This is a genomic window from Streptomyces sp. NPDC085524 (assembly GCF_044541755.1).
Taxonomy (GTDB): domain Bacteria; phylum Actinomycetota; class Actinomycetes; order Streptomycetales; family Streptomycetaceae; genus Streptomyces.
Genome location: NZ_JBITTH010000008.1, coordinates 44,163 through 60,078 on the forward strand (window position 1 = coordinate 44,163; position 15,916 = coordinate 60,078).

Genomic DNA, 15,916 nt, shown 5'->3' on the forward strand with positions numbered 1-15,916 from the left:
CTGCCTCCCACAGCCCGACGCGTAGGCGTATGAGGCGCACCCCTGACGGTCAATTCGGCTGGGCTTCTGCCTCGCGACGGAGCTCGCCTGACCGGATTGCGATGACCCGCTGGAAGTGCGGGCATGTGGTGATGTCGTCGTGGTCGCAGTACAGGGCGCCCTCGATCAGTTCGAGCTGATCCTGAGCTTTCGTGATGGTGGTACGGAGGGCGTCCCGCCGTGCCGACAGCACCTCGTCACGCCGGTGGGAATCCCGGGTCGTCGCCATGGCGCGGATTTCATCAAGGCCGAGGCCGGCTTCCTTGGCCAGCAGGATCATCGCCGTCCGTACCAGCTCGTCGCGGCCGTACCGCCGGTGCCCGTTCGCGTCGCGCGCGGGAGTAAGGAGGCCCATGCTCTCCCAATGCCGTAGTACGTGCGTGGCGAGCCCGAAGCGCTCCGCGACGGCCCCGATGCTCATCAACGTCCCTGATCGGCTGCTCTCGCTTGACTTCACGTCAACATTAAGCGCCGGCCTGACAGTCATGTCCAACACACAGGTGCGTGATGATTCGGCCGTTCAGGCGCTCCAGCTCATCTCTCTGCTGGATGCTGTGGATGCCCTTCCTGCATTTCGGCAACTTCGTTAGCAATCATATGAGTTGCTGACCCTGAAGCGTGGGTCCGCAGTCGTCGACGTCGGGTGTGGAGCCGGCCGGGCGGTGGCGGAGATGGCAGATCGGGGCGCGCGGGCGATCGGAGTGGACACCAGCGAGGAGATGCTCGCCGAGGCCAGGCGGCGGAGGTCCGACTGCCGCTTCGAGCACTCCAAGGCGGAGCAGCTCCCCTTCGAGGACGGGGAGTTGGATGCATACCGGGCCGACAAGGTGTTCCATGAGCTGGACGACCCCTCCCGCGCCCTTGCGGAGGCGCGCCGAGTCCTTGTGCCTGGCGGCCGAGCAGTCCTGGTCGGCCAGGACTGGGACACTTTCTTGATCGACTCCGACGACGCCGCGCTGACCCGGGTCATCGTGCACGCCCGGGCGGACCTCGTGCCGGGTCCTCGAACGGCACGGCGCTATCGCAGCCTGCTGCTCGACGCAGGCTTTCGCGACGTTGACGTGCAGGTGCACACGGTCGTGTTCGCCGGAGACGGCGCGCTGCCCATGATCAGTGGCCTCGCCGAGGTGGCGCATAAGGCCCGAGCGATTAGCCGAATGGAGGCTGAAGGCTGGCTGGCCGAGCAGCGTGCACGGGCCGAAGTCGATCGTCTGTTCGTGGCCGTTCCTCTCTTCATTGCCTCCTCCACTCGCGCGTGAGCGGACGACCGGACCTGGAGGGCAAGGTGCTCGGAGGATGCCCGGCATGCGACAGCCGAGGGACTGTTCGGTCGTCCAAGACCGGGATCGCACGGCAGGGAGGAGGTCGCGCCGCGTGCGCCCCACCGTGCGCCCCCCATTCAGTCCGTCGGCGTTGCTGAGTGAAGAGGGGGCCTTGACAGTGGGCTGAGGCGGCTTGCTGGTGTCGCGGGCAACGGTGCCATCGCGTACAGGGGGGCGAGGGTCGGTCGGCGGCCGCATGGGGACAGCACTCGTGCAAGGAGCAGCCATGGCACTCGGAGACGGCATTCGCCGCAACATCGCCACCGTCGACCCCAAGGAGCGCACCCTGCTGCGCGACGCCATCCTGAAGCTGAACAAGACCAAGTGGGATGGCAAACGAGACGACACCGTGCCAGGTGGCGTTACATGGTGGTTCAAGCAGGACGAGATCCATAAGGCCACCCATGTCCACGGCGGACCGGAGTTCCTTCCGTGGCACCGGGAAATCGTCAACCGCTTCGAGGACCAGCTCCGCGTGATCGACCCTCGGGTGTCACTGCACTACTGGGACTGGACGCAGGACCCGCGCAGCATCCCGAACGCCAACCTCGGCAACGGCAACTCCGGATCCCTGAACCTGTTCACCCCGGAGTTCATGGGGTACGGCGGCCAAGCCCTTCAGCCTATCGGCCAGCCATTCGAAGGTGCGGGGTTCTACGACCCGCAGGCCAACCCGTTCCGCTCGGACAACGCCTTCGACCCGAACAACAATCCAGCCGACAAGCCGAGGGCGGTGCGCAGGCAAGTCAACGGCCTGCCGATCGACCCCGGCCGGGATCAGAGCGTGCTGGCCGCCGACGACTACGCGGACATGACCTCGTTGCTCGAGGACAGCCACAACGAGATGCACGGCTTCGTCAACATGGGGAACTCGCACATCTCCTTCCGCGACCCGTTCGTCTTCTTCCTCCACGCGAACGTGGACAGACTGTTCGCGTCGTGGCAGCTGCAGCCCGGCAACCCCGAGCGACTCGACCCTGAGCACGTGTACGGCACGATGAGCGGGGACCCGGAGCTCAACGACAACATCGAACCCTGGGCGACGGGGTCCGCGAACAAGGTCCGGCCTTGGGGCGGCGCTGAAGGCCTCGGCATCCCGAAGACGTACAAGGACCTGTCGGTGGTGATCCCGCGCCGCTACGACACGAACCCGGGCGTGGTCTGACGTACGCCCCGCACGAGCCGGTGAGCCTGGTAGCGGGCTCACCGGCTTTCGTGTGCGGTGTGGGGCGCGGTGGTGTATCGGATCGGGTCGGCGTCGAAGGCGGCGGCGCAATGCGCTGAGCAGAAGAAGTACTCGCCGGTGCCGGTCTGGCGGCGCTCCGCGGCTCCTGCCGGGTCTATGCGCATGCCGCACACGGGATCCACGACCTGTCGTGCGGTGCCGGCGCTGTCCCGGTGCGCGTGCGGGCCCGTAACCGCGGGGTGGCCGCGGGACGGCACGGGGTCTGCCGGAGTTTCGACTCGTGGCTGCACGTGGGCCGGTGCGGTGTGCGGTACGGGGGCGGGGTGCCAGCGGCGCAGGCGGGAGGCGTTGGTGACCACGGACAGGGAGCTCAGTGCCATGGCTCCGGCGGCGATGATCGGGCTGAGGCGGATGCCCCACAGGGGGTAGAGGGCGCCGGCGGCGAGGGGGACGCCGATGGCGTTGTAGACGAGGGCGAAGAACAGGTTCTGTTTGATGTTGCGCATGGTGGCGCGGGAGAGGTTGACGGCGGTGACGACTCCGTTGAGGGAGCCGGAGATCAGGGTGATGTCGGCGGCTTCGATGGCGACGTCGGTCCCGGTGCCGATCGCGAGGCCCACGTCGGCGGCGGCCAGTGCGGGGGCGTCGTTGATGCCGTCGCCGACCATGCCGACGGTGCGGCCTTCGGCTTGAAGCCGACGGATCTCGTCGGCCTTGTGCTCGGGCAGCACCTCGGCCAGCACCCGGCCGATGCCGACCTGGGCGGCGATCGCGGCGGCGGTACGCGCGTTGTCGCCGGTGAGCATGACCACCTCGATGCCGAGCCGTTGGAGGGCGGCGATGGCGTTCGCGGAGTCGTCCTTGACGGTGTCGGCCACGGCCAGGACCCCCGCCGGCCTACCGTCGATCCCGGCGAGCACGGGCGTCTTGCCCTCGGCCGACAGGCGCGCCGCCTCCGCGCTCAGGGAGCCGGTGTCGATGCCGGCGGTCGCCAGGAGGCGGGGGGCGCCCACGAGGACCGTGTGGCCGTCGACGGTCGCCTTGACGCCTTGGCCGGTGATGGAGTCGAAGTCGGAGACGGAAGCGGTCGGCGAGGTCACGCCGCGTTCTCGAGTGCCGGTGGCGATGGCATGTCCGAGCGGGTGTTCGCTCGGTTCCTCGGCTGCGCCCACCAGTCGCAGCAGTTCGGTCTCGTCGGTGCCGTCGGTGGTGTGGACGTCGGTGAGGACGGGTTTTCCGGCGGTGACGGTGCCGGTCTTGTCGAGGACGACGGTGTCGAGCTTGTGGGCGGTCTCCAGGGCCTCGGCGGAGCGGATGAGGATGCCGGCCTGGGCGCCCTTGCCGGTGCCGACCATCACTGACAGGGGGGTGGCCAGCCCGAGCGCGCAGGGGCAGGCGATGATCAGCACGGCGACGGCCGATACGAGGGCCAGGGTGAGCGCCGGCTCGGGCCCGAGGGTGAACCAGATGGCGAACGTGGCGACGGCGATGGCGATGACGGCGGGCACGAAGTAGGCGGAGACGGCGTCGGCCAGACGCTGGATGGGTGCCTTGGACGCCTGTGCGGCCTGTACGAGGCGGATGATCTGGGCGAGCATCGTGTCCGAGCCGACCTTGGCGGCGCGTACGCGCAGGGAGCCGGTGGTGTTGACGGTGGCGCCGATGACGGTGTCCCCTGTGCGCTTGGTGACCGGCATCGGCTCGCCCGTGACCATCGATTCGTCGACGGCGGAGGATCCGGTCAGCACCTCGGCATCCACGGGGATCTTCTCTCCGGGCCGGATCACGATCTCGTCGCCGACGGTCACGTCCTCGACGGGGATCTCGCTCTCGGTACCGTCCCGTACGACGCGCGCGGTGCGGGCCTGGAGTCCGAGCAGGGAACGGATGGCCTCGCCCGTGCCGGCCTTCGCGCGGGCCTCCAGCAGTCTGCCGAGCAGGATGAGGGTGAGGATGACGCCGACGGCCTCGTAGTACACCTCACGCACGTCCTCCGGAAGGAGGCCGGGGGCGAGGGTGACGAGGAGGCTGTAGCCGTAGGCGGCGCTCGTGCCGAGGGTGATCAGCGAGTTCATGTCGGCGCTGCGGTGGCGCAGTGCGAGCCAGCCGGTCACGTGGATCGGCCACCCGGTGTAGAACATCACCGGGGTGATGAGGGCCAGCTGGAGCCAGTGGTTCAGCATCCATCCCGGTACCCAGGTGGCACCGAACAGCTCGTGCGCCATCACCGCGAACAGCACCGGGGCGGTGAGAATCGCACCGGTGACGACCCGGCGGGTCAGGTCCGCGATCTCCGCCTGCCGCTCGGCGACGTCGGCGGCCTCCGCCTCGGCCGCCGACCGCTCCACGGCGGATGCCGGGGAGCGGTCGGGCGCGTCGGTGGCCCGGTGGGCAATTGGTGGTGAAGTGGACTCCGGCCGGCCGTCCGGTTCGACGAGCAGGGTGCCGTGGATCATGTTCATGCCGCAGGCGAAGCCGAAAGCGCCCGGTCTGTCCGGGCTCAGGCGCACCGTGGTGCGTGTGTGGGCGGGCAGCCCGGCGCTCACGTGCAGGTCCGGGAACACGACCCGGGAGGTGCACTCTCCGGACTCCTGCCGGTCGAAAACCAGTTCCAGGGGCGTGCCCTGGCGGACCTTGATCAGGTTCGGGCTGTAGCCGCCCCGCACGACCACGTCCATCCGCTGTACCCCGTCCTCCAGTCGGGTGTATCCGGCCCGGCGGGGGCCGAAGAAGTACCAGCCCAACCCGCCGATCACCGCCACGGCAGCTACGACGACGACCACATCAAGGGCGCCCATGGGGTCTCGCCTCCCTGTTCGGCCCGTCCCTTCCAGCATGCGCCCGCTTGCGGTGCGGCGCGGCAGGGACCGGGCGGCCCCGGGAGGGGCCCATTCGGCCCCCTCCCGCGCAGCCCGGTCGGAGTGACGATGCAGGTAGGACAAGCCCCCGTAGGTGAAGAAGGTGAGCGGTGATGATGTTCTGGTACGACCACGACGTCAGCGGGTGGGGTTGGTTCGCGATGTCGGCCGGCATGATTCTTTTCTGGGCGCTGATCATCACCGCGGCCGTGCTGCTCTTCCGGGCCTTGGACCGCCCTCATGAGCACGTTCACACCCCGGCCGTCCCGACACCGGAACACATCCTTGCCCAGCGACTGGCTCGCGGAGAGGTCGACGAGGACGAGTACAAGCGCCGCTTGGCCGCCCTGCACACGCACCCGCAGAACGCCCCTTAGCCCGGCCCACGGGCAAACCCGGGCCGGGTAGGCACGGCTTCAGGCAAGGAGGCCGCCGTGAACACCAACCGCAACTACGGCTTGTACGCCCTCGCCGCCGCGATCGCGTTCGTCGGAGCCCTGGCGCTCGGCGTACCGGTGGCGACGCTGGCCTGGCTCGCAATCGTCGGCGCCTGCCCACTGATGATGTTCATCATGATGCGCGGCATGCACAGCGATGGACACGACGGGCGCGGCCCGTCCGACCGCGACCGGCTCGACAAGCACGACCACCCCACGGGGCCGGGCCGCGCCTGACAGCGCGGTCCCTGCACCGGGCAGGCAGGTGGGCGCCATGGCTGCGGTGATGGCCGTCCTGGCCGGCGCCCTGATCCTGGCCGGTGTCGTTCATGACGCGGCCCGCCTGATCGCCCCGACCGAGCGCCGTGTTCCTCCGCTCGCCCGCCTGCGCGGACGGCGGGCAGCACTGGAGGCCGCCGAGCGGTGGTGCGTGGGGCTTCGCCTGCACGGCCGCATCGACGCCGCCACCGACCGGCGGCGGATGGCTCTGCTGGCCCGTGGGCGGCGCACGGCACCCCCTGGGCACCGGCAGCAGCACGTCGTGGTCTCGGCCTGTTGCGGCGAACAGTGGACCGCCGACGCCGGGCAGATGCCCGCTCGTGACCGTCGTGATCTTCCGCAACGACCGCCGGGCGCTCGGGCCTGCCTTGCCCTGCTCGTCCCGAGTGCCCGCGCACTGTTCCACCGCACCGCCCGGCCCGCCCGCCCGCTCGCCCAAGGAGGCACAGCATGAGCACCAACCGTCCGACCGGCCGCCGCACCGCCCTGACCGCAGCAGCGGCCGCGCTCATCCTGGCCGCCCCGGGCGGCGCCGTAACCGCCGCCTCGGTCGAGCCGGCCCACTCCGCCGGCATGACGATGCGTGTCCTCACGCAGGCTGACGAGCACAATCAGGCTGACGTCACCTTCGCGCAGCGGATGATCCCCCACCACCGCCAGGCCATCGTCATGGCGCAGATGGCCCGCAGCCACGGTTCTTCGCCCGAGGTGAGGGCCCTGGCCGAGCGGATCCAGAAGGCGCAGGCCCCCGAGATCCGGACGATGACCGGGTGGCTGAGGGCATGGGGCGAACCCGTGCCGCGGGGCATGGGCAGCATGGAGGACATGGCAGGCATGGGGCAGGACGATGATGACGCGACGTCCATGCCCGGCATGATGCACAGGACGCAGATGGTGGACCTGAATCGAGCCTCCGGCCGGGCCTTCGACACGATGTTCCTGACCATGATGATCGAGCACCACGAAGGCGCCATCGACATGGCCCAGTACGAGCTTCGTCATGGCTCTTACAGCCCGACGAAGGACCTCGCCACCGACATCATCCGCAGCCAGACCGCCGAGATCGCACAGATGAGCGCCATGCTCAAGGCCCGCTGAGGGCGCGGCCGCAGGTCCGCTGTTGCTCCTGCCCCGGCCGGAGGGCCGGGGCAGGAGCCGGGTCAGTGGCTGTGCGCGTGGCCGTCACCCGAACTCGGCGCCTTCTGGCTGGGCTGTCCCGGACTCGGGAGGACCGGCGGCACGGAGGTGGCGGCAGGTGTGGCGGGTTGCACGGCCGGAGCGTGCCCGTCCTCGTGGCCGGGTTCCTCCGCACTGCCGTGACTGTGCCCGGCCCCGGGTGCCTTCTCCATGGACGCCGCGACTTCGCGCAGGCCGAGGAAGGCGAGCGCAGCTGTGATCAGGACGGCCAGGCCGATGACGCCGACGATGCGCCGGTTCGCGATCTCGGGGTCCTTGACGACGTAGGCGATGAAGGAGACGACCAGGCCGGCGGGGACGAGGACGGCTCCGCGGGCGGGGAAGTCGTCGAAGTGCTGCAGGCCGCCGGAGAGCATGCCGATTCCGAAGGACAGCGTGAGCGATGCGCCGATGACCACGAGCGCGCGGGTGAGGCCGGGGCGTTCGCGGGTGAGGAGGAACTCGTTGAGGACGGTGGCGGCGAGGAAGACAGCGGCGCCGTAGAGGGCGATACGGGTGTAGCGGGCGGGGTCGAGGGGGTGGTGGACGACGGCGCCGCTGATGAGTCCGGCGCCGACGAAGTAGCCGACGTATCCGAGGTAGCGGGCGGCCAGTGACCGGCGGCGGGCCTGGCGGACGTGTTCCTTGCGGCGGGCCGCCCGACCGGTCGGCGGCGGGGCGGCGGAGTCGGGCGTACGGGCGTCGAGAAGTTGGGCCTGAGCCATGCGTGATTCCCTGCGGAGCGTGCGTGGGCGCGCGACGGCGGAGCCCGACAAAGGGGCTTCCGGGGCGCGAGCAGATTCGGTATGGATGCGGGCAAAGAGCCCGGATCTACACCTGCTGGACCACGGAGCCGAGAGAGCTTCGCAAAGGGGGTAGTGCCCGAGCGTCTTCGGGCGCGTGGCGCGTCAGCCCGGCCACACCGGTGGAAGGGGTCAGTCCGCCCAGAGGCAGGAGCTGAAGGACGGGCACGCCGTCGCTGCCGGTCTGCGCCGGGTGGGCGGAGTCGCATTCCTCGGCGTGGTGGGTGTGGCCGGACTCCCCGCCGCCGGCAGGGGTGTCGTCGTGGCCGCCGGGAACGGCATGGTGCGAGGAGAGCTGCGGCACGGTGACTGCGGAGCCGGCAACGTGGGCCGCGACGCTGTCGGCGCCTGCGACGTGGGTGTAGAGGAACCCGAACAGCAAGGCGGCCAACCACAGCAGGCGCAGCGGACCCGGCGAGGTGCGGGTACGCGGAATACCGGATGCGGGGTGGGCCGAGAACACGCCACGACCCTATCCCGCAGCACGCCAAGCCTGACCACGGGGTCCGTTCCGTCGACATTCGAAGTGGTGATCTCGTCGGGCTCAGGGAACAGGACGCAGGCCGTCGAGAGTGACGGCGACCAGCCGCTCGACCGCGGCCCGGGAGGGCAGGCTCGACGCGGCGGTCAGGGCGTGGAGGCAGTACGCGGCGAGCTCGGCGGGCGGAACGTTGTCGCGGAGGTCGCCGTCCCGGGCCCCATCGGCGATGAGGCCTTCCAGCAGCTGCGTGAGGTGCCGCTCGGCGTGGCCGACGTGCTCGCCCTGATGGAGGAGGGCAGCCAGCTCCCCGCCGTGCCCCTGCCGGGCCAGATCGGCGTAGGCGGTCGCGACGGCCGCCAGTCTCTGTGCGGCGGCGCCGGGACGGTGTGCGGCCTCGGCGAGCTGGTGGAGATGCGCAGCGACCTGCCGCTCGTGCCAGGCGGAGAGTACGGCCTCGGCGTCGGGAAAGTACTTGTAGAGCGTGGCCCGCCCGATGCCGGCGCGTTCGGCGAGCTGCGACATGGTGACCGAACGCAGGCCGCCGCCTTCGATCAGTTCGGCGGCCGCGTTCAGGATCGCCTCCCGCACCGCGTGGCGGTGCGCGTCGATGGTCTCGTTCCACAGCTTCGGCACCTGCCCAGGATACGGATGTCCAGAAGCGATACACTCCGTTGGAGATAGAGACACAATGTCTCGCAAAATTCTGCACAGGTTCTGGAGGGCGCCATGTCGAGGTCGCCGAACGCGTCCGGCACGGAAGACGAAGAGGGCGGGGTGCCGCGCTGGGTGAAGATCTCCGCAGCGTTGGCGGTGTTGCTTGTGGTGGTGTTCGTCGCCGTGCACGTGGCCGGCGGCGGCATGATCGGGCACACGCCGTGAAGCAGTTCCCGCCCGCCCTGCGCAAGACGGTGTTGACCGCCCACGTCGCTGCCTCGCTCGGCTGGCTGGGCGCGGTGGCCGCCTTCCTTGCGCTCGCCGTCGCCGGGCTGGCCGGCGGCGCCCCGCAAACGGTGCGTGGCGCGTACGTCGCGATGGACGTGGTGGGCTGGGCCGTGATCGTGCCGCTGAGCGCGGCCACGCTCGTCACCGGGGTGGCGCAGTCGCTGGGAACGGTCTGGGGACTGGCGCGGCATTACTGGGTGATCGCGAAGCTGCTGATCACGGTTCTCGCCACCCTTCTGCTGCTGGTGCACATGCAGCCGGTCGGACACCTGGCCGAAGCTGCGTCCCGGGCCGCCCTGGCGGGTGGGGAGCTTCAGGGGATGCGGGTGCAACTGGTGGCCGATGCCGGAGCCGCGATCGTGGTCCTGCTGACTGCGGCAGTCCTGTCGGTGTTCAAGCCGCGCGGGATGACCCGGTACGGGATCCGGCGCCGCCGACGGGAGCGGGTCCTGGGGGCGCCGCTGGCAGCCGCGCTCTGAGCCGACGTACGGGCCCGCCCGCCGGAAAGCGTCGGGGATTGACCGTGCATGTTGACACCGCTCTGCCCTCCACCGAGATCAAGAGACTGTGGCGCTGCAGATGTCGGCGCGGTCCATGTTGGTGCGGATACATGCGTCCAGGTCCCCGACCATGCCCTCGGAGAGGTCTGCGTCCGCTACGCCGCACATGCCTGGGTGCAGGCGATGCATTCCTCGATGCAGCGGGTCAGCTTCGCCTGGTCGACGTCGCCGAGGCCGAAGGGGTGGGTGGCGAGCAGCCGAAGCGCCGACGAGGCGACGTGGCGAACGGCTGCCTCCCCCCGGGCATGGTTTCGCCGACTGCGGCAGGGCGGGCGCCGCCGTTCCGGGCGGCGCCCGCTGAGCTCAGCCGACGTTCAGGGTCAGGGCGGCGGTGTGGAGCTTCCCGCCGGTCTGGAACTGGAGGAACAGCCGCCAGTTCCCCGTGGTGGGCAGCTCGGCGTGGAAGGCGAGGTCAGGCCCGCCGTTGTCGCCGGTGACCTGTGTGGTCGGGTGCAGGTGGGCGAACGCCTGGTCGCCTTCGTGGAAGGCGGTCAGGTGGGCGTAGGTGTCCAGGTACGGCTGGAGGTCGGCGACCGGCTTGCCGTCCTTGGAGACCGAGACGGTCAGCGGGTGCGCCATGCCCGACATGGGCCGGCCCTGGACGGTGATCGTGTAGCCGTCGGCCTCGGCCGTGGTCGCCGGGGCGGGCAGCGGGGTCTCGGCGACGTTGCCGGGAACGGTCACCGTGCGCGACAGCACCAGGTCCTTGCCCTTGCCGCCCCCGCTGTCGGGGGTGAAGGAGGTGAACATCCGCCAGGTTCCGGGCGTGAGGGCGGCCAGGCCGGCCGTCCAGGTGCCGTCGGGGGCCATGACGGGGTGGATGTGCTGGAAGCCGGTGAGGTCGGAGCGAATGGCGTAGAAGTGCATCCGCTGGGTCTGCTCGAGCGCGAACGCCGTGACCGGCTTGCCGTCCGAACCACTGATCGTGAACCGGTACGCGGCCGGATTGCCGGACGCCAGAGTCGTCTCCGGTGAGGTGAGGCGGTAGCCGTCCTGCCTGTCGGACAGGCCGGAGCCCGCAGCGGCCATGTGGTCCATGCCGGGCATGTCACCCATCGACGACGTGCTGGGCGAGGCGGAGGAGTGGGTGCCGTGGTCCATACCGGGCATGGACGAGGAGTCGTCGGACGAACCGCAGGCGGCCAGGGTCAGGGCCAGAGCCACGGCGGTGCCGGCCGCGGCCGGAGTGTGGCGCCGAACGGTGAAGAGGTGGGAAGCAAACATTTCTCGAGGTCTCTCAGGGCGGGCGCACCACAGCGATGGCGCGCGGGAACGTGAAGGGGTGGCGCCTGAGCCCGGCCGGCGGCCGGGGCCAGGCGGTGCCCGTCACGTCCGCGCGATGCAGACCCGATTCAGCAGATCTCGCCCGTCGTCAGGCGGTCCACGTCTTCCGGTCCCGCCTCCGGCTGCCCGCAGGCGCGCTGACAGCCCTGCCGTGAGCGTCCCGAAGACGGCCGCGGCCAGGAGGCCTGGAGCCGACAGCGAGATCCGTTTCTGTGCGGGGGTGGAGACGCACGACCCTCCGCCCGTGCCCTGCACCGGGGAGGCCTCGCGGGTCGGTCCATGGCCGGTGGCCTCGGCAGCCGGGCTCATCGCCGCATGTCGGTGGCCGTCGTCCGTGGGAGTGACGTGGGACATTGCACTGTGACAGCCCTCGGCGGCAGTGGCCGGCGCGCCGTGCATGAGGAACAGGCCGAGCAGAACCGCGCACACGGCTGTCAGCCGGGCGATGCCCTGTCCGCTGAACTGTCCGCTGATCACCGCACTGTCCTTCGATCCCTGTCGCATGTGGACTGATGAGCTCCGACGTTACCCCGGCGGGGTACGTCGGCGCATGCCGGCTTCAGCCTGCACCACCCGGAACGGGCTCACGATGAGATCGTTCTCGTCCACGGGCCCACGACCACGAAGGTCACCGTGCCGGACGGCTACGACTGGCCGCCAGGCGAATAGACCCACGCGAAGAAGGGCCATGTGCGCCGACCTTCGGTCCGGCTTGATGATCCCCTGCCCGCGACCGGCAACACCCCACTCGCTGCCGCCTTGGTCCCTCAGAGCGATGGATGTCACGCCGTACAGATCAGTGCGTGGATGAGCCGCTCGACCTGAGCTTGAGAAGCCGGCGCCGCATCGGCCGAGCTGGTCATCAGCAGGTGGTGCAGCGTCCCCACAAGCGCGAGCGCCACCGACTCCACATCCAACGGCGTCGCGACCCTCCCGAGTTCCTGCTCCGCCCGCAGGTAGCCGCTGACCGCCTCCTGGATCGCGGTGAACCCGGGGGCGCCGGCCTGCCAGGCCTCGCGGACGCGCCGGGCGGCCGGGCACCGCCAGCCCCACCGGCCCTGGATCCAGGGACAGCACCGCTGAGGCCACATCCGCAAGGTTCTCTCCCACTGAACCGGTACCCGCTCTGGAGGGCAGGTCTTCCGACAGCGCGGGGTCGTCCCGAATCGGTACAGGACCAGTTCGGCGACGAACTCGTCCAGCCCGGCGAAGTGCGTGTGCAGCACCCCCTTGGCGCACTCGGCCTCCTCAGTAACGGCCCGGCTGGTCAGTGCCACGGCCCCCTCCCGGGCCAGGACGCGCTCTGCTGCGGCGAACAGCCGCTCCCGCAGGCCTTCGATGGCTACTCCGCGCGGTGACATCAACTTCCCCCTGAGGCAAGGCATTGCAGGTATGGGCGATCGCCCATACTGTTTGGGCGTCCGCCCATTCTGGGGCTCTCGCTACCCAACCGGAGGTCATTCCGCATTCAGCAGACCGCCAACACCGCCCAGGCTCAGGCATGGAACGGCTATGAAGGTGCGCACTGGGCCGCCCACCACGACCGCTGGAATGCTGTCAACGCCGGCTTCAGCGAGCCACTGATGACGGCCGCGTCGATTCGTCCCGGAGAGCACGTTCTCGACATCGGATGCGGCGCGGGCGCGACCACGCGTCTGGCCGCCCGTGCGGCGGAGCAGGGCTACGCCACCGGCCTCGACTCTCCGCCCCCATGCTTGAGCAAGCCCGGACGGTCGCCGCTGAAGAAGGCATCGCCAATATCTCCTTCACGCACGGCGACGCCCAAGTCCACGACCTGCCCGAGCCGCCTTCGATGTCGCGATGAGCCGCTTCGGCATCATGTTCTTCTCCGACCCCACCGCTGCGTTCGCCAACATTGCTTGCGCCCTGTGTCCGGGTGGGCGCATCGCCTTCCTGAGCGCGGCGGAGCCCGAAGGGAACGAGTGGCTGACCGCGCTCACCGCACTCAAGGACATCCTGCCGATCGGTGGCTTCGGAGCACCTGGCGGACCGGGCCTGTTTTCCCTCGCCGACCCCGACACCGCAACCGGCCTGCTCCGTAAGGCGGGTCTCCAGAACGTGCGCGCTGGACACATCCACACGCACGGGACCTGGGGTCGAACCGTTGGGGAGGCCGCGGACTTCCTCCTCGACTCCGGCCCCGGCCGGCACCTCCTCAGCTCGGTTGATCCCGCCGCCCAGGCCCTTGCGCGCCGCCGCCTGGCCGAAGACCTCGGTGCTCACGAGACCGGCGGCGCGGTCCGACTCCGCAGCACCGGGTGGCTCCTGACCGCCACCCTCGCCGCCTGATCGTCCGAGACGGTCGAGCCCCCGGTCGGTCCGGCTTTCGTTGCTGCCGTGGCGTGTCCCGGTGGTGCGGGACCACGGCTCACAGGGGCGGAGCCAGGATCAGCCCGCGGCGGCCATGGAAACGGCCGGAGTCAGGGACGTGCGCGGCGGAACCCGCCTGCGCTGCAGGTGTACGGGGGCCTTGGCGCCGGAGACGCTGGTGGCCAGGTGTTCAGCGGGAACGGCGCTCCGGGCCCGTCGGCTGTCGGTGGCCGACTGCTTTCCTGGTGTGCCAACGTCCTGCCGCAACCTGTCGACGACCTGCAGGCCCGGGGGAGGTGGGGCCGACTCTGGTCCGCGACTGGTCCGGCAGCGAAGGCCCCCGGGGCAACGGGGGTTGCTCAGGGCAGTGTTATGGCTACTCTGAGTTTCTGGAAAGGGTGTGGTCTGGGAGTTCAATTCCCACCCCGGGCAACGGACTTCGCTGCTCTAGAAGAAACCCAGCTTCTTGGGCGAGTAACTGACTAGAACGTTCTTCGTCTGCTGGTGGTACAGCAGCTACACCCACGCTGACCAGGGGAAACGGAAGTTGGTGCGGCCCCTCGGCGGGGGCTGGTCCGGAATTGGTCCGGATCTTGGTCCTGCTGGTCCCTGGCGGAGAAGCTGGCGTGGGATGGGAAGTTCTGGGAGTGATCCATGTGCTGCACGTCTGCTGCGCTCGCTGGCTCGGCCCGAATCTCTGGTCGTCCTACCGCCAAGGTGCCTGGGCGCGCTGTGCCTGTTGTTGTGCGGAGGCGGCGTCTGCGCGTGCCATGGACAGGAGGTGGGGGAGCCGCCCGGCTGCTTGGGTGTTCCACCAGCAGTGGGCGTCGGGCGAGAACGCGGCCTTGGGGACGTTGTCGATGGCTTCTTGGTACACGGCGGGCGAGTCGTGCCATTCGGCGTCGCCGATCACTCGCAGGGAGTGGCGGGAGAGACCGTCGAGGAGGGTGAAGAGCCGGGGGACTGCCGTCAGGCGGTGTCGACTGGGGCCGGCTTGGCGGGCACCGCCTGGATATTGGGCCCAGAGGAGGTACTGTGCCGGCCACGGCAGATCGATCCCCTCGCGTCCGTCGTAGGCCACGACCACCGGTTCGGCCATGGAAGCAGCGATGCCGGTCACCAGCCCGCGCCCTGTGTAGTGCAGTTGATCGGCCAGCCTGGCCACCCACGGTTCATCCTGTAGGTCGCGCTTGATCGCCCGCTCCAGGGCGTCGTATGCACGCGCCCATCGTGCCGCTGCCGGAGAGGCGTGGTTGTTCTGCTCGGCAGGAGTGAGACGCATCAGGGCATGGAGCCACTTCTCGCACCACCGGTCGAAGCCGGATTGGTAGTCGTAGCGTGCCGTGCCGGAGAAGGTGTCCTTCCCCTCCTGTGCGTCCAGGGCTTCCTCGCAGATCTCTTCCCAGGTCTCCTGCCAGGGGAGCCGGAACTTCCCGGGCCGACGGCGTCGGAAGTCGGAGTCGAGGAGCGCGGCCGTCGCGATCAGGAGCAGCTCCTCTTGGGCCTTCCCGCTGCGGTAGGCGTCGGCATGGCGTTCCGCCAGCCGATCACGAGCGGTGCCCAGTGCCGAGTGCGGCTTTCGAAGGAGGCGATGGGTGTCCCCCGTATTGCTCCCTCCCGGTCCGAACATCCCGAAGGTGAGGACGTTGCAATACGCCTCCAGGTCATGCCCGGAGTCGAGCCGGCCGGCCAGCGTGGCCAATTCTTCCATGCCCGAGATCAGACGACGGGCCTGCGTGTAGTAGTCGGGGAACGGGTTGGGGCAACGTCGGCACCCCCCGGGCTCCGGAACGTCGGCCATGCTTCCACGATCCGGCACCCGCAGGCTGACGTCAGCCCGCTGCGGAGGAACCCGGAACGCCCCGCACTCTGGCGACAGATGGAGCACCGAGCCGCTCGCCGTCTGCCACAGCGGTACGTCCATTCCCGCCAGAGGGCCCAACAGACGTCACCTTTCTGCCCGAACTCACCGCCCAGCAACAACGCACCGCCCAGCTCATCGAGGAACGGCAGAACGCGTTCACGGCCTGGACCGGACAGCCGATGGGCGAGGAAAACGTCTGGCTCGCCGGACGCCGCCAAGAACAGGACGCCCTCGGACGCATCATCCTCAAGCTGGAACAGACCCGCCTCGCCGACGGGCCACCCCAGGCCGTCCGCGGGGCCGGCGTCGACGCCCGCACCGACGCGATCACCCGCAGCCAAGACGGAAGCTGAC

18 protein-coding genes are annotated in these 15,916 nt (G+C 69.7%); 10 read left to right on the plus strand and 8 right to left on the minus strand.

The annotated features are described in order from the left end of the window. Window positions 1-49: 49 nt before the first annotated feature. On the minus strand, window positions 50-460 hold the full coding sequence (locus tag ACIGFK_RS14030) for a MerR family transcriptional regulator (protein ID WP_400051781.1): 411 nt from the start codon (window positions 458-460) through the stop codon (window positions 50-52). A 181-nt stretch (window positions 461-641) separates the two neighbouring features. Between ACIGFK_RS14030 and ACIGFK_RS14035 the strand changes: the two genes are divergently transcribed. After that, window positions 642-1,298 (plus strand): methyltransferase domain-containing protein, encoded by a 657-nt coding sequence (locus tag ACIGFK_RS14035; protein WP_400051783.1) that lies wholly within the window; start codon window positions 642-644, stop codon window positions 1,296-1,298. A 289-nt stretch (window positions 1,299-1,587) separates the two neighbouring features. Beyond that, window positions 1,588-2,526: a tyrosinase family protein gene (locus ACIGFK_RS14040; RefSeq protein ID WP_400051784.1), complete on the plus strand. Its 939-nt coding sequence runs from the start codon at window positions 1,588-1,590 to the stop codon at window positions 2,524-2,526. Between the two features lie 38 nt (window positions 2,527-2,564). Here ACIGFK_RS14040 and ACIGFK_RS14045 read toward each other — a convergent pair whose 3' ends face one another. Next, window positions 2,565-5,345 carry a heavy metal translocating P-type ATPase gene (locus ACIGFK_RS14045; RefSeq protein ID WP_400051786.1) on the minus strand — a complete coding sequence of 927 codons (2,781 nt, stop codon included), beginning with the start codon at window positions 5,343-5,345 and terminating at the stop codon, window positions 2,565-2,567. A gap of 173 nt (window positions 5,346-5,518) precedes the next feature. Here ACIGFK_RS14045 and ACIGFK_RS14050 point away from each other — a divergent pair, with 173 nt between their 5' ends. From ACIGFK_RS14050 to ACIGFK_RS14065, 4 genes are read left to right on the plus strand one after another with little or no spacing between them, the layout of a single operon-like run. After that, a complete protein-coding gene (locus ACIGFK_RS14050) occupies window positions 5,519-5,782 on the plus strand; it encodes an SHOCT domain-containing protein (protein ID WP_400051788.1) in 264 nt (87 codons plus the stop codon). A gap of 57 nt (window positions 5,783-5,839) precedes the next feature. Beyond that, entirely contained in the window at window positions 5,840-6,079 is a 240-nt protein-coding gene (locus ACIGFK_RS14055) for a DUF2933 domain-containing protein (protein WP_400051790.1), read from the plus strand. A gap of 37 nt (window positions 6,080-6,116) precedes the next feature. Next, window positions 6,117-6,575 carry a hypothetical protein gene (locus tag ACIGFK_RS14060; RefSeq protein ID WP_400051792.1) on the plus strand — a complete coding sequence of 153 codons (459 nt, stop codon included), beginning with the start codon at window positions 6,117-6,119 and terminating at the stop codon, window positions 6,573-6,575. Then, the gene (locus tag ACIGFK_RS14065; RefSeq protein ID WP_400051794.1) at window positions 6,572-7,219 is read left to right on the plus strand and encodes a DUF305 domain-containing protein; all 648 of its coding nucleotides are present in this window, start codon (window positions 6,572-6,574) and stop codon (window positions 7,217-7,219) included. The genes ACIGFK_RS14060 and ACIGFK_RS14065 overlap by 4 nt, the downstream gene beginning before the upstream one ends. A 62-nt stretch (window positions 7,220-7,281) precedes the next feature. On the opposite strand, the gene ACIGFK_RS14070 is transcribed toward ACIGFK_RS14065, so the two are convergent. The 3 genes from ACIGFK_RS14070 to ACIGFK_RS14080 all read right to left on the minus strand — a co-directional run bounded on the left by ACIGFK_RS14070 (window position 7,282) and on the right by ACIGFK_RS14080 (window position 9,214). Then, complete coding sequence (locus tag ACIGFK_RS14070; protein WP_400051795.1) at window positions 7,282-8,022, minus strand: hypothetical protein; 741 nt, start codon at window positions 8,020-8,022, stop codon at window positions 7,282-7,284. 106 nt (window positions 8,023-8,128) lie between these two features. Further along, a complete protein-coding gene (locus tag ACIGFK_RS14075; RefSeq protein WP_400051797.1) occupies window positions 8,129-8,563 on the minus strand; it encodes a hypothetical protein in 435 nt (144 codons plus the stop codon). A gap of 81 nt (window positions 8,564-8,644) precedes the next feature. Continuing rightward, window positions 8,645-9,214, minus strand: a complete 570-nt coding sequence (locus ACIGFK_RS14080; RefSeq protein WP_400051798.1) for a TetR/AcrR family transcriptional regulator — start codon at window positions 9,212-9,214, stop codon at window positions 8,645-8,647. A 93-nt stretch (window positions 9,215-9,307) separates the two neighbouring features. Between ACIGFK_RS14080 and ACIGFK_RS14085 the strand changes: the two genes are divergently transcribed. Both ACIGFK_RS14085 and ACIGFK_RS14090 read left to right on the plus strand, forming a co-directional pair. Then, window positions 9,308-9,460: a hypothetical protein gene (locus ACIGFK_RS14085; RefSeq protein ID WP_400051800.1), complete on the plus strand. Its 153-nt coding sequence runs from the start codon at window positions 9,308-9,310 to the stop codon at window positions 9,458-9,460. Next, on the plus strand, window positions 9,457-10,002 hold the full coding sequence (locus ACIGFK_RS14090) for a hypothetical protein (RefSeq protein WP_400051802.1): 546 nt from the start codon (window positions 9,457-9,459) through the stop codon (window positions 10,000-10,002). Before ACIGFK_RS14085 ends, ACIGFK_RS14090 begins: the two co-directional genes overlap by 4 nt. A 384-nt stretch (window positions 10,003-10,386) precedes the next feature. Here the strand turns inward: ACIGFK_RS14090 and ACIGFK_RS14095 are convergent, their stop codons facing one another. Both ACIGFK_RS14095 and ACIGFK_RS14100 read right to left on the minus strand, forming a co-directional pair. Then, window positions 10,387-11,307: a hypothetical protein gene (locus ACIGFK_RS14095; protein WP_400051803.1), complete on the minus strand. Its 921-nt coding sequence runs from the start codon at window positions 11,305-11,307 to the stop codon at window positions 10,387-10,389. 842 nt (window positions 11,308-12,149) lie between these two features. Beyond that, window positions 12,150-12,728 (minus strand): TetR/AcrR family transcriptional regulator, encoded by a 579-nt coding sequence (locus ACIGFK_RS14100; protein ID WP_400051805.1) that lies wholly within the window; start codon window positions 12,726-12,728, stop codon window positions 12,150-12,152. 460 nt (window positions 12,729-13,188) lie between these two features. Between ACIGFK_RS14100 and ACIGFK_RS14105 the strand changes: the two genes are divergently transcribed. Beyond that, window positions 13,189-13,677 carry a hypothetical protein gene (locus tag ACIGFK_RS14105; RefSeq protein ID WP_400051806.1) on the plus strand — a complete coding sequence of 163 codons (489 nt, stop codon included), beginning with the start codon at window positions 13,189-13,191 and terminating at the stop codon, window positions 13,675-13,677. Window positions 13,678-14,404: 727 nt separating this feature from the next. On the opposite strand, the gene ACIGFK_RS14110 is transcribed toward ACIGFK_RS14105, so the two are convergent. Continuing rightward, on the minus strand, window positions 14,405-15,499 hold the full coding sequence (locus ACIGFK_RS14110; RefSeq protein WP_400051808.1) for a hypothetical protein: 1,095 nt from the start codon (window positions 15,497-15,499) through the stop codon (window positions 14,405-14,407). A 242-nt stretch (window positions 15,500-15,741) separates the two neighbouring features. Here ACIGFK_RS14110 and ACIGFK_RS14115 point away from each other — a divergent pair, with 242 nt between their 5' ends. Next, window positions 15,742-15,915 carry a hypothetical protein gene (locus ACIGFK_RS14115; protein ID WP_400051809.1) on the plus strand — a complete coding sequence of 58 codons (174 nt, stop codon included), beginning with the start codon at window positions 15,742-15,744 and terminating at the stop codon, window positions 15,913-15,915. The last annotated feature ends 1 nt before the right edge of the window (window position 15,916 follow it).

Bases quoted from the DNA above. Each gene is read 5' to 3' on its own strand.
- ACIGFK_RS14030 (WP_400051781.1), bottom strand. From the start codon at position 460: ATGAGCATCGGGGCCGTCGCGGAGCGCTTCGGGCTCGCCACGCACGTA.
- ACIGFK_RS14100 (WP_400051805.1), bottom strand. From the start codon at position 12,728: ATGTCACCGCGCGGAGTAGCCATCGAAGGCCTGCGGGAGCGGCTGTTC.
- ACIGFK_RS14065 (WP_400051794.1), top strand. From the start codon at position 6,572: ATGAGCACCAACCGTCCGACCGGCCGCCGCACCGCCCTGACCGCAGCA.
- ACIGFK_RS14060 (WP_400051792.1), top strand. From the start codon at position 6,117: ATGGCTGCGGTGATGGCCGTCCTGGCCGGCGCCCTGATCCTGGCCGGT.
- ACIGFK_RS14040 (WP_400051784.1), top strand. From the start codon at position 1,588: ATGGCACTCGGAGACGGCATTCGCCGCAACATCGCCACCGTCGACCCC.
- ACIGFK_RS14105 (WP_400051806.1), top strand. From the start codon at position 13,189: ATGAGCCGCTTCGGCATCATGTTCTTCTCCGACCCCACCGCTGCGTTC.
- ACIGFK_RS14070 (WP_400051795.1), bottom strand. From the start codon at position 8,022: ATGGCTCAGGCCCAACTTCTCGACGCCCGTACGCCCGACTCCGCCGCC.
- ACIGFK_RS14050 (WP_400051788.1), top strand. From the start codon at position 5,519: ATGATGTTCTGGTACGACCACGACGTCAGCGGGTGGGGTTGGTTCGCG.
- ACIGFK_RS14110 (WP_400051808.1), bottom strand. From the start codon at position 15,499: ATGGCCGACGTTCCGGAGCCCGGGGGGTGCCGACGTTGCCCCAACCCG.
- ACIGFK_RS14095 (WP_400051803.1), bottom strand. From the start codon at position 11,307: ATGTTTGCTTCCCACCTCTTCACCGTTCGGCGCCACACTCCGGCCGCG.
- ACIGFK_RS14115 (WP_400051809.1), top strand. From the start codon at position 15,742: ATGGGCGAGGAAAACGTCTGGCTCGCCGGACGCCGCCAAGAACAGGAC.
- ACIGFK_RS14045 (WP_400051786.1), bottom strand. From the start codon at position 5,345: ATGGGCGCCCTTGATGTGGTCGTCGTCGTAGCTGCCGTGGCGGTGATC.
- ACIGFK_RS14085 (WP_400051800.1), top strand. From the start codon at position 9,308: ATGTCGAGGTCGCCGAACGCGTCCGGCACGGAAGACGAAGAGGGCGGG.